This is a genomic window from Qipengyuania sp. R86523 (genome assembly GCF_044596365.1).
Taxonomy (GTDB): domain Bacteria; phylum Pseudomonadota; class Alphaproteobacteria; order Sphingomonadales; family Sphingomonadaceae; genus Qipengyuania; species Qipengyuania citrea.
Genome location: NZ_CP138997.1, coordinates 1,166,203 through 1,177,746, shown reverse-complemented (window position 1 = coordinate 1,177,746; position 11,544 = coordinate 1,166,203). Strand labels below are relative to the sequence as shown.

The window sequence follows — 11,544 nt, the reverse complement described above, 5'->3', positions numbered from 1 at the left end:
GATCCCACATGAACGATACTGCCTTAGCGCAAGACCCGGTTCCCGAGGGTGTGCCGTCGAAAGACGGCCATGGCCACCGCCACAGCGGCTCGCGCACGGCGCTGGCTGTCGGCGCGGTCGGCGTGGTCTTCGGCGACATCGGCACCAGTCCGTTATACGCCTTTCGCGAAACCTTCGCCGGGGCAGCGAATATTGCGATCGACCGGCTGCACGTCCTGGGCGTCGTCAGCCTGATCTTCTGGTCGATGCTCATCGTCGTCTCGATCCAGTATGTCACAATTTTGATGCGCGCGGACAACAAGGGGCAGGGAGGCAGCCTCGCGCTCGTTGCACTGCTCAGCCGCCATATCGGCAAGTCGAGCTATGGCTGGTTGGTCGTCCTGCTCGGGGTGTTTGCGACTTCGCTATTCTACGGCGACAGCATGATCACGCCGGCGATTTCGGTGTTGTCCGCGGTCGAAGGGCTTACCGTGGTCAATCCGGGGCTCGACCCGCTCGTGATCCCCATCGCGCTGGTCCTGCTTATCTTCCTGTTCCTGCTGCAGAGCCGGGGTACGGCCAAGGTGGGGGCGCTCTTCGCGCCGGTGATGATCGTCTATTTCATCACCATCGCTGGGCTCGGCCTCAACCAGATCATCCAGAACCCCGATATCCTGTGGGCGCTGAACCCCTATTACGCGGTGATGTTCTTCGTCACCGACGGTGCGGTGGCCTTCTTCGCGCTTGGCGCCGTGGTGCTGGCGGTGACGGGGTCCGAAGCGCTCTATTCGGATATGGGCCATTTCGGTCGCGGGCCGATGCGTCTGTCGTGGTTCGGCTTCGTGATGCCGTGCCTGCTGCTCAACTATTTCGGACAGGGCGCGATGATCGCTGGCCTTCCGCCCGAACAGGCCGCCGAAGTGGTGCGCAACCCGTTCTTCCTGCTCGCCAGCGAAGAGTTCCGCCTGCCGCTGGTCATCCTGGCGACCGTGGCGACCTTCATCGCCAGCCAGGCGGTCATCTCGGGCGCCTTCAGCATTACCCACCAGGCCATGCAACTGGGCTTCATGCCGCGTCTGTCGATCCGCCACACCAGCGAAACCGAGGCGGGCCAGATCTACATTCCGGTGGTCAACTGGGCGCTGATGGTCGCGGTGATCATCCTGGTGCTGACCTTCCAGACCTCGTCGAACCTCGCGGCAGCCTATGGCATCGCGGTGACCGGCGCGGTGACGATCGATACGCTGCTGATGGGCGTGCTGTTCGTCGGCGTGTGGAAATGGAAATGGTTCATCGCATTGCCGGTGGTGGCCTTCTTCCTGATCGTCGACGGCGCCTATTTCGCGGCCAATCTGGCCAAGGTCCCCGATGGCGGCTGGTTCCCGCTGGTGGTCGGTCTCGTGGCATTCACGCTGCTCACGACCTGGGCGCGCGGGCGCAAATTGATGCGCGACCGGATGAGCGAGACCGCGCTGCCGATCGAGATTTTCGCCAAGAGCGCGAAGAATTCGGCGACCCGCGTGCCGGGCACCGCGATCTTCATGGCCAGCCAGACCGCCGGCGTGCCGAGCGCATTGCTGCACAATATCAAGCACAACAAGGTGCTGCACGAACGCGTGGTGATCCTCACCGTGCTGATTGCCGACAGTCCCTATGTCGACAGCGACAAGCGGTGCGAGATCCACGATCTGGGCGATGGTTTCTACCGTGCGGTGCTGCATTACGGCTTCATGCAGGAAACCAATGTTCCGCAGGGGCTGAAGGAGATGGAGCGCTGTGGCGGCGAGTTCGACATGATGCACACCAGCTTCTTCCTGAGCCGCCAGACGCTGCTTGCCAGCGACAAGCCCGGCATGCCGATCTGGCGCGAGAAGATCTTCGCCTGGATGCTGCGCAACGCCGCGACTGCGATGGACTTCTTCCGTCTGCCCACCAATCGCGTGGTCGAGCTCGGGAGCCAGGTGGAAATTTAGGCCCAGTGCAGCTTCCGCCAGAACGCGAAAACGAACCTGAGTGGCTTCAGGTCAGGCGTGAGAACAAGAGACGGGAAGGCGAGTTCGCCAAGGGTGTTGTGTTGGGCAACGCGAGTTTCGCCACGTTGCTTCTGCCAATGGCCTTGGTCGAGGCCGGAACTACTAGGGGCATCCTAACGCTTGGAGGGTATCTCCTTGCCCTTCTGGTGGCCAATCTGGGGCTTATCCGGCCCGGTTTGGCCATAGGTTCGGCTTATCGGTACGCCAGTAATATCAACGCTACCTACGCGGGGGTGGTCGCGACCCTGTGCGCGATCGTCCTGCTAGCCAGGGTCGCCCCTGCTTAGAGAATTCAAGCCGTCGGCGGCTCGTCCGTCACCACCTCGTCCTTTTCCTCCAGCGCCAGGCCATGTTTCAGCAGCATCGGGATCTGTGTGAAGGTAAACAGGAAGCTCAGCGGCATAAAGACCCAGAGCTTGGCCCAGAGCCAGCTCTCGAAGCTCAGCTGCAGGCGCAGCGCTTCGTTGAGGGCGGCCATGAAGAAGAAGAAAATGCCCCAGTTGCGCGACAGCTTGAGCCATCCCTCGCGGCTCAATCCTTCGAAAGCTGCCTCGAGCAGGATCTGGAGTAACGCCTTGCCGCGCAGCCAGCCGCCGATCAGCAGCACGCCGAACAAGAGGTAGATCGCGGTCGGCTTGATCTGGATGAACTTTTCATCCTGCAGCCAGATGGTCAGCCCGCCGAACCCCACGATCAGTGCCGTCGAGAGGATCAGCATCGGGCTGACATGACCGAATTTGAATTTGCTGAAGACCAGCGCGGCGACCGCCGCGATCATGAAGGCGATCGTCCCGTAGATAACCGCCGCGATTTCCCCGAAGGTCGAGGTCTCGGGCGGCTGGTAGAACTTGTACACGCCAAGGAAGACGAGGAGCGGCCCATAATCGACGAGGATGTTGAGCCAGCCGGTCTTTGGCTTGGGTTTGGCACTCTCGGTCATCAGGCTACTCCTGCAATCACGCGCGCCACCAGATCGGGATCGAAGGGCCGCAAGTCGTCGATTTTCTCGCCCACGCCGATCGCGTGGATGGGCAGGCTGTATTGTTCGGCCGCCTGGACCAGCACGCCGCCGCGCGCGGTTCCGTCGAGCTTCGTCATCACGAGACCGGTGACCCCGGCAACTTCCTTGAACACATCGATCTGGGACAGTGCGTTCTGGCCGTTGGTCGCATCGAGGACGAGCACCACGTCATGCGGGGCCTCGGGGTTGAGCCGGCCGAGGACTTTGCGGATCTTCGCAAGTTCGTCCATCAGCTCGCGCTTGTTCTGCAGCCGTCCGGCGGTGTCGACGATCAGTGCGTCGGTGCCGGCTTCGGTCGCCTTCTTCACCGCGTCGAACACGATCGAGGCAGGATCGCCGCCTTCGGGTCCGCGCACCAGCGGCACGCCGACACGGTCGGCCCACGTCGCCAGCTGGCCGATGGCCGCCGCGCGGAACGTATCGCCGGCCGCCAGCATGACGGCGTAATCGTCTTCCTGGAACAGGTGTGCCAGCTTGGCGATCGTCGTGGTCTTGCCGCTGCCGTTGACGCCGATCACCAGCAGCACCTGCGGGCGCGGAAAGGCGGTGATCTCGAGCGGTTTGGCCACCGGCCGCAGGATTGCGGCGATTTCTTCGGCGACCGCTTCCTTCAGTTCCTGCTCGGTAATCTCCAGCCCGAACCGCTTTTCGGATAGTTTCGCACGAATTCGTGCAGCCGCGGCCGGTCCGAGGTCCGACAGGATCAGCGCGTCCTCGACGTCGTCGAGCGTGGCATCGTCGAGCTTTGCCGTGCCGACCACTTCGGTCAGATTGCTGGTCAGTTTCTCGGAGGTCTTGCGAAACCCGCCGAACAGCCGGTCGCTCCAGCTCTGCTTCTCGGTCATTCTAGAAGGCCATTCTCATGCTTGGACGGCGTCACCGTGGTGATCGTGCCCGCGGGTACCGTGCCGGGCAGCGCGACGCGTGCGAAATGCGGGGTGTAGCCGGTACCATCGCGTTCGGCGAGGACCGCATGCGGCTTTTCGACGAGCGTGGATAGCCACGCGTCGCGTGTCGTGCGCGCGGTATCGCGCAGATCGGCAGCGCGCCGCTTGATCGTGGCGCGATCGACCTGCGGCATGCGCGCGGCTGGCGTGTCCGGGCGGGGCGAATAGGGGAAGACATGCGCGTGGACGATCCGCAGTTCGCGGATGATCGCCAGATTGGCCGCGTGGTGCTCTTCGGTTTCGGTCGGAAAGCCCGCGATCAGATCGGCGCCGACGGCAAGGTCGGGGCGCCGCGCTGCCAGCCGGGTAACCAGATCGATCGCGTCGGCGCGCGAATGGCGGCGCTTCATGCGCTTGAGGATGAGGTCATGCCCGTGCTGCAGTGACAGGTGCAGGTGCGGCATCAGCCGCCGCTCGCCGGCGAACAGCTCGAACAGCAGCGGATCGATCTCGATCCCGTCGAGCGAGGACATGCGCAGCCGCTCGAGCTGCGGGAAGCGGCGCAGTACCGCCTCGACCAGCGCGCCCAGCGGCGGAGTGTCGGGCAGGTCATGCCCCCAGGACGTCACGTCGACACCGGTCAGCACCACTTCGGCTGCACCGTGATCGAGATGGCGTTCGACCTCGCCCAGCACTTGCCCTATGGTCAGCGAGCGGCTCGGCCCGCGTCCCTGCGGAATGACGCAGAAGGTGCAGGCATGGTCGCAGCCGTTCTGGACGGCGATGAAGGCGCGCGTGCGGTCCTGCGGGGTGGGCGGTACGTTGGCCGGGGCGTTCCACGCGCGCGGATCGAGCTTTTGCGTATTGGCGACGAAACCGTCGACTTCGGGCATCGCGGCCAGCTGGTCGCGCTCGATATCGCCCGCGCAGCCGGTCACCAGCAGGCGCGCATCGGGATTGGCGCGGCGGGCGCGGCGGATCGCCTGGCGCGTCTGGCGCACCGCTTCGCTCGTTACGGCGCAGCTGTTGACCACGACGAGATCGTCCTCGCGTGCCAGCATCGCGCGGATCTGTTCGCTTTCGGACAGGTTGAGCCGGCAACCCAGCGTGATGACCTGCGTGCCGCTCACGCGAAATCGCCCCATTCGAAGCTGCCGCGATAGGCCTCGGTCGCGGGTCCGGTCATGCGGATCCGGTTGTCCTCGCCCCAGGCGATCGTCAGCGTTCCGCCGGGGAGGGCCACGGCCACATCGCGTTTGACAAGGCCGCGGCGCATGGCATGGACCGCGGTGGCGCAGGCGCCGGTGCCGCAGGCCCGGGTGAGGCCGGCGCCGCGTTCCCACACGCGCAGCCGGATGTGCCCACGGTCGGTCACGCTCGCGACGTTGACGTTCACGCGCTCGGGAAACAGCGGATCGGTTTCGATCTCGGGGCCAATCCGGTCGAGCGGTACGGCATCGCAATCCGCGACGAAAAAGATGACATGCGGGTTTCCGACATTGACTGCACCCGGCTGGTCCAGGCCCTCCCAGCTCACCGGCATCAGCGCGGTGTCCATGCCATAGGCCAGCGGAATATCCTGCCAGTCGAAGCGCGGTTCGCCCATGTCGACGCTGGCCCCGTTGCCGCGCGGTTCGACCGCAATTATGCCGCCGCCCGTTTCGACCCGCGCAGGCTTGCCATGAAGCAGGGCGACCGCGCGGCTGGCATTGCCGCAGGCGCCCACTTCGCTGCCGTCAGCGTTGAAGATCCGCATGCGGAAATCGGCAGCGCCGCTGGGTTCGAGCAGGATCAGCTGGTCGCAGCCGATGCCGCTGCGGCGGTCGGCCAACGCGCTCGCCATGCCCTCGCCAAGCGGCGGCAAGGCCTGCGCACGCGCATCGAGCACGACGAAGTCGTTGCCCAAGCCATGCATTTTTACGAAATCGACGCGCATTGTGCAGCGCATCTATGCATTCGCCCGCAGAGCGTCCAGTGCGGATCAGCCGGCGCGTTTGCCGCCGCCGGGGCGATGTTCCTGCGCGGTGAAGTCGACTTCGGTCACATTGTCGAGCCGGTCCTTGGCCAGCAGGTTCTGCTGGTCGAGCCGTTCGAGCACCTTGGCGGCGGGTTCCGGGCGGCCGTAATGATAGCCTTGGCCCTTCATCTTTCCCATCCGCTTGAGCGTTTCGAGCACGACTTCGTTCTCGATCCCCTCGGCGGTGACCGGCAGGTTCAGCCCGTCGCTCATCGTCAGGATCGCATCGACGAGCTTGGCCCCGTGCTCTTCCTGCTTGAGTTCGGAAATGAACGCACGGTCGATCTTGATCCGGTCGAACGGCAGCGCGCGCAATTGCGACAGGCTCGAATAGCCGGTGCCGAAATCGTCGAGGCTGATCTTCACGCCCTGGTTGCGCAGGCTCGAAATCATCGACCGAACCATGCCGACGTTTTCGTGCAGGCAGCTCTCGGTGATCTCGATGTCCAAGCGGTTGGCGGGGAAATTGTGGCGTACCAGCAGCTTGAGCAGCTTCTGGGCGAACCAGGGGTCGCGCATCTGGACCGGCGAGATATTGACCGAAAGCGAGAGGTCCGAATCCCATTTCTTGGCATCTTCGAACGCGCGCGTGATCAGCGCCTCGCTCATTTCGCCGATCACGCCGATTTCCTCGGCGATGGGGATGAAGATATCGGGTCCGACCACGCCCATTTCGGGGGATTCCCACCGGGCGAGCATTTCGAAGCCGACCAGCTTGCCGCTGTCGAGATCGATCTGCTGTTCGTAATAGGGCAGGAATTCGCCGTTCACGATGCCGCGCCGGATGCCCGCTTCCAGTTCGTTGCGGAAGCGCAATTCGTTTTCCATCTGCGGTTCGAACCAGTAGAAGCGGTTCTTGCCCTGCTTCTTGGCGTGATACATGGCGATGTCCGCCTTGTGCATCAGCGTCTGGGCGGCAGCGGTCCCGTCGCGCACATTGTCCATCTGCGTGCTCGAGGCGATCCCGATCGACATCGTCACATCCACCGGCATGTCGCCATATTCGACCGGCCGCGCGACGTTCTCGACCATCCGCGTTGCCAGTTGGTCGACCCGGTCGGGCACCTGCGGGTGATAGGGGACGACGCAGACGAATTCATCGCCGCCGAGCCGGGCCAGAATGCCGCCTTCGGGCAGCAGGCGCTGGATCCGTCCGGCAGTAACGCGCAGCACTTCGTCGCCTGCCTGGTGGCCGTGGAGGTCGTTGACCTGCTTGAAATTGTCGAGATCCACCGCGATCGCCGCCAGCGCTTCCTCGCGGCGTTCCAGATCGTGCAGAAGATCGCCCAGCGCAGTGGTGAAACTGCGGCGGTTCTGACATCCGGTGAGGTGGTCGATATCGGCGAGGCGGCGGGCCTCTTCCTCGGATTCGCGGCGCGAATTGAGTTCCTCGGTGAGCGCCTTGTAGCGATGCCAGCCGAGCAGGATCAGCGCAATGTTGAGCAGGAGGGCATTGGTCAGCGCCGAATTTGGCGAGGGGTTGTCGCCCGTCCATGCCTCGATCAGGTTGGGCAGCACCACGCCGGCCGTGCCCACGAACAGGATGATCGCCGCAAAAGCGATCCCCAGCGTCACGACATCATGGTCGCGGCGGCGCGTCTGGACGCCCTTTCGCGGGGATCGGGCGTCCTTGGTCGTGGTCTTGTTCGCGGTCAATCCCGCCCCCTGGCTTGGCTGAGTTCCGCTTGCTTAAGGCGCGCCGCCTAAAAACAGGTTAACCGCGCAAGGCGGGGACCCGGCGCTGCGCAGGGTGGTCAGCTCTCGCTGCAGCGGCTAACGGCGCAGGCACGCGAATGAGTAGATGGAGATGGTTACGCGATGCGTTACTGGCTGATGAAATCGGAACCCTTCAAATACAGCTGGGACGATCTCGTCGCAGAAGAGGAGGGGACCTGGGACGGCGTGCGCAACCACCGGGCCAAGAACAACCTCGCGGCGATGGAAGTGGGCGACCAGGTGTTCTTCTACCACTCGCGCGAAGGGCTCGAGATCGTCGGCATCTGCGAAGTCAGCGTGGCCGGGATCATGGATCCCACCGACCCCGAAGGCAAATGGGCCGCGGTCAAGGTCAAGCCGAAGACCAAGCTGCCGCATCCTGTCACGCTCAAGCAGATCAAGGCCGAACCCAAGTTGGCCGATTGCGAACTCGTCAAGCTGTCACGCCTGTCGGTGGCAGAGATCAAGCCTGACGAATGGTCGGTGATCTGCGCCATGGCGGGGATCTGACCCGCCTCGCCGCCTAGGCCCCGCGCAAACCGCTCACGCTGGCACCGCTGGCAGCCAATTGCTCGATATCGATCGTGCAGTGGATCAGGCGCAAGCCGCTGCGCCCCTGCGCGGCGACGAGCGCGTCCTTGAACTCGTCGGTGGTGGCAGCGTGCGCCGACCATGCGCCATAGGCCTCGGCCAGCGCGGCGAAGTCGGGATTGGCGAGCCGGGTCGCACTGATCCGGTCCTCGCCTGGAAACTCGCGTTCCTGGTGCATGCGGATCGTCCCGTAAGCGGAATTGTCGACCACGATGACGATCATCTGCGCCCCATGCTGGGCGGCAGTGGCCAGTTCCTGTCCGTTCATCAGGAAATCGCCATCGCCCGCCACGGCAACGACCGTGCGGTCGGGGTGGCGCAGCGCGGCAGCGACCGCCGCGGGCACGCCATAGCCCATCGCCCCGCAGGTCGGGGCCAACTGGGTGGGGAAGCCTTCATAGCGCCAGTAGCGGTGCCACCAGCCGGCAAAATTGCCGGCGCCGTTGCAGATGATGGTGTCGGCAGGCAGCGTATCGCGCATGAACTGCACGGCCTGGCCCAAGTCGAGCCTGTGGCCATTGGGATACGCGGTGGCCCATTCCTCCCACTCGCGATGCGCTTCGGCCCCGGCGTCGAAATCGACGACCGCGCCATCATCCCACAGCGCGGCGCTTTCGGCGAATTCGTCCATGCTGGCGCAAATCGCGAGGTCGGCGGGATAGACGCGGTTGAGTTCGTCCGCATCGGGATGGACATGGACCAGCTGCCTGTCGGGCGCGGTCGGGGGCGGGACGGTATAGCCATCGGTCGTCGCCTCGCCCAGCCGCGCGCCGATCGCCAGGATCAGGTCGGCCTGTTTGACGCGCTCGACCAGCTTGGGATTGGGGCCATAGCCCTGATTGCCGGCATAAACCTTACTTGAAGGTGAGATTGCATCCTGGCGGCGAAAAGCGGTTGCAACCGGCAGACCGAGCCGCTCGGCGAACACCTGGAAATGCGCGCGTGCCCGCGCATTCCAGCCCGCGCCGCCGATTATGGCGAGCGGTGCGGCGGCGTTGCCGATCAGCGCCATCATCGCCTGCATGGCATCGGGGCAGGGGGCCTGCGCGGGGCGTTCTACCCGTGCGCGCGGGGTCGCGGCGGTCTCGCGGCCGAGCATGTCCTCGGGCAGGGCCAGTACGACCGGGCCGGGGCGTCCCGAGATCGCGGTGGCATAGGCCCGCGCGACATACTCGGGGATGCGATCGGCGGAATTGATCCGCGCGGCCCACTTGGCAATCGGGCCGAAGAAGGCAGCGAAATCGACTTCCTGGAAGCCTTCGCGGTCGCGCATCTCGCTGTCGACATCGCCGACGAACAGGATCATCGGCTGCGAATCCTGCTTCGCGACATGGACGCCGATGCTCGCATTGGTGGCGCCAGGTCCGCGGGTGACGAAGGCCACTCCGGGACGCCCCGTCATCGCGCCATCGGCGCAGGCCATGAAACTGACCCCGCCTTCCTGACGGCACGTCACCACGTCGATGGCGTCCTGCCGACCAAGGCCGTCGAGGACCTGGAGAAAGCTTTCACCGGGAACGGTGAAGATGCGGTCGCACCCCTGCTCGGCCAGGCAATCGATGAGGAGTTTGGCGGCGGCGGGCGTATCGGGCGCTTGCATGCTGCAGCGGTTAGCCCGGCTGGTCGCGGGGTGCAATCGCGCCGCGCGAGGGCGCCGCGCAATGCCGGACATGGAATGAGGCGTACCAGCGGGGGACAACCGCCCCGGAGCAGGAGACAACATCCTTAAGAATTCGTTAACCGTTTCCTATGCGACGCTCCCTAGTCCTCTCGACCGAGTCCCGCCGCCACTGGTTCCGCGCCAGCCTGCCGCAGCGCCGCCGCGCATTCGCCGATATCGCTCCCGTTGCCCCGGTCGACTGGCGCCTGACCGCGCAGGACGTCCGCGGTGCCGCCTCGACCTATTTCGCCACGCTCGCCGCCGTGCTCGCCTTTATCGTCTAGATGCGCATTGCCGCGGCGAGGTCGGCGGCCTCGTTCTCGGCGGCAACCAGCCGCTTGCCGAGCCAGGCGGACACCAGGCACATCGCCGCGCACAGCAGCACCTGTTCGGTGATCGGAATGCCGATTGCGCTCATCGCCATGGCGACCAGCGATCCGGCCACCATTGCGCCCGAATTGACGATATTGTTCGCGGCAATCGTGCGCGAAGCCTTGTGCGGCGCGACGCGGGTGGTGAGAAAGGCGTAAAGCGGGACGACGAACATCCCGCCCGCAATCGCGATCCCCAGCAGGCAGCCGAGCAGCACGGTCGCCATCGGCCAGGCGAGGAACGCGCCCACGCCGAGCAGGCTTTGCGGCTGGTCCGCTTCCCACAGCTTCGCCACGACATAGAAGGCGACCACGAATGCGCCCATGACGATCACCGAAACCGGCGAATAGCGCGCCGAGACGCGACCTTTCAGCAGCGCGTTGATGGCCACCGACCCGATCGCCACGCCGATGGAGAAAACGACGAGGAACAGGCTGGCGACTTCGGGGCTGGCCATGATGGTGTTCTTGGCCAGCGGCGGGAACTGGATGAACAGGACCGCGCCGATCGTCCAGAAGAAGCTGATCGCCAGGATGGCGTAATAGACTTCGGCGTTGTGCATCGTGTCGCGCACCAGTTTCACCGAGGCGCGCAGAATGTGCCAGTCGAGTTTCTCGACCTCGCCCATGGGCGGGGCAGCGGGCACCTGCCGGCTGACCAGATAGCCGATACAGGCGATCACGATGATCCCGATCGCAGCCCAGCCGGTGTGTTCGACCGCCAGCGGCCCCGCCAGGATCGTCCCGGCGAGGATCGCGATATAGGTGCCGGCTTCGACCAGCCCGGTCCCGGCCAGGACCTCGTCCTGTTTCAGGTGCTGGGGCAGGATGGCGTATTTGATCGGGCCGAGGAAGGTCGATTGCACCCCGGTCAGGAACAGCGCCAGCAGCAGCAGCGGGATGGCGACCGTTTGCACCAATATGCCTTGCCAAGCCATGTAGAGCCCTGCCGCGCCGATCGTCATCAGGCCGATTTCGCACAGCTTGACGGTGCGGATGATCCGCGCCTTGTCGCGCATGTCGGCAAGCTGTCCGGCCAGTGCGGACAGCAGGAAGAACGGCAGGATGAACAGCCCCGATGCCAGCCCGCTGAAGGCAGCTTCCGTGCTTTCGTCATTGTAGACCGCGTAGACCACGAACAGGACCATCGTGGTCTTGTAGAGATTGTCGTTGAACGCGTTGAACAACTGCGTGACGAACAGCGGCAGGAATTGCCTGCGTCGCAGCAGATGCGTGGATGTAAGCATGACCCCCCGGGCGAAACCCATT

At 64.6% G+C, this 11,544-nt stretch carries 10 protein-coding genes; 3 read left to right on the top strand and 7 right to left on the bottom strand.

The genetic code is table 11. The annotated features are described in order from the left end of the window. The first annotated feature begins 8 nt into the window (after positions 1-8). Complete coding sequence (locus tag SJY12_RS05770; protein ID WP_050599998.1) at positions 9-1,952, top strand: potassium transporter Kup; 1,944 nt, start codon at positions 9-11, stop codon at positions 1,950-1,952. Between the two features lie 352 nt (positions 1,953-2,304). On the opposite strand, the gene SJY12_RS05765 is transcribed toward SJY12_RS05770, so the two are convergent. The 5 genes from SJY12_RS05765 to SJY12_RS05745 are packed head-to-tail and all read right to left on the bottom strand — an operon-like array spanning position 2,305 to position 7,593. Then, entirely contained in the window at positions 2,305-2,952 is a 648-nt protein-coding gene (locus SJY12_RS05765) for an inner membrane-spanning protein YciB (protein WP_397506416.1), read from the bottom strand. Beyond that, entirely contained in the window at positions 2,952-3,878 is a 927-nt protein-coding gene (ftsY, locus tag SJY12_RS05760) for a signal recognition particle-docking protein FtsY (RefSeq protein ID WP_397506414.1), read from the bottom strand. The genes SJY12_RS05765 and ftsY overlap by 1 nt, the downstream gene beginning before the upstream one ends. Further along, positions 3,875-5,050 (bottom strand): MiaB/RimO family radical SAM methylthiotransferase, encoded by a 1,176-nt coding sequence (locus SJY12_RS05755; protein WP_397506412.1) that lies wholly within the window; start codon positions 5,048-5,050, stop codon positions 3,875-3,877. Before SJY12_RS05755 ends, ftsY begins: the two co-directional genes overlap by 4 nt. Beyond that, positions 5,047-5,856 carry a diaminopimelate epimerase gene (gene dapF, locus SJY12_RS05750; RefSeq protein WP_397506410.1) on the bottom strand — a complete coding sequence of 270 codons (810 nt, stop codon included), beginning with the start codon at positions 5,854-5,856 and terminating at the stop codon, positions 5,047-5,049. The genes SJY12_RS05755 and dapF overlap by 4 nt, the downstream gene beginning before the upstream one ends. A gap of 45 nt (positions 5,857-5,901) precedes the next feature. Beyond that, a complete protein-coding gene (locus SJY12_RS05745) occupies positions 5,902-7,593 on the bottom strand; it encodes a putative bifunctional diguanylate cyclase/phosphodiesterase (protein ID WP_397506409.1) in 1,692 nt (563 codons plus the stop codon). A gap of 162 nt (positions 7,594-7,755) precedes the next feature. Between SJY12_RS05745 and SJY12_RS05740 the strand changes: the two genes are divergently transcribed. Next, on the top strand, positions 7,756-8,163 hold the full coding sequence (locus SJY12_RS05740; protein WP_050599993.1) for an EVE domain-containing protein: 408 nt from the start codon (positions 7,756-7,758) through the stop codon (positions 8,161-8,163). 13 nt (positions 8,164-8,176) lie between these two features. Here SJY12_RS05740 and SJY12_RS05735 read toward each other — a convergent pair whose 3' ends face one another. Then, the gene (locus SJY12_RS05735) at positions 8,177-9,844 is read right to left on the bottom strand and encodes a thiamine pyrophosphate-binding protein (protein ID WP_397506407.1); all 1,668 of its coding nucleotides are present in this window, start codon (positions 9,842-9,844) and stop codon (positions 8,177-8,179) included. A 149-nt stretch (positions 9,845-9,993) separates the two neighbouring features. Here SJY12_RS05735 and SJY12_RS05730 point away from each other — a divergent pair, with 149 nt between their 5' ends. Beyond that, positions 9,994-10,188 (top strand): hypothetical protein, encoded by a 195-nt coding sequence (locus SJY12_RS05730; RefSeq protein ID WP_050599991.1) that lies wholly within the window; start codon positions 9,994-9,996, stop codon positions 10,186-10,188. Here the strand turns inward: SJY12_RS05730 and SJY12_RS05725 are convergent. Continuing rightward, positions 10,185-11,522 carry an MFS transporter gene (locus SJY12_RS05725; RefSeq protein WP_397506405.1) on the bottom strand — a complete coding sequence of 446 codons (1,338 nt, stop codon included), beginning with the start codon at positions 11,520-11,522 and terminating at the stop codon, positions 10,185-10,187. The two genes, SJY12_RS05730 and SJY12_RS05725, sit on opposite strands and share 4 nt — an antisense overlap. Positions 11,523-11,544 lie beyond the last annotated feature (22 nt).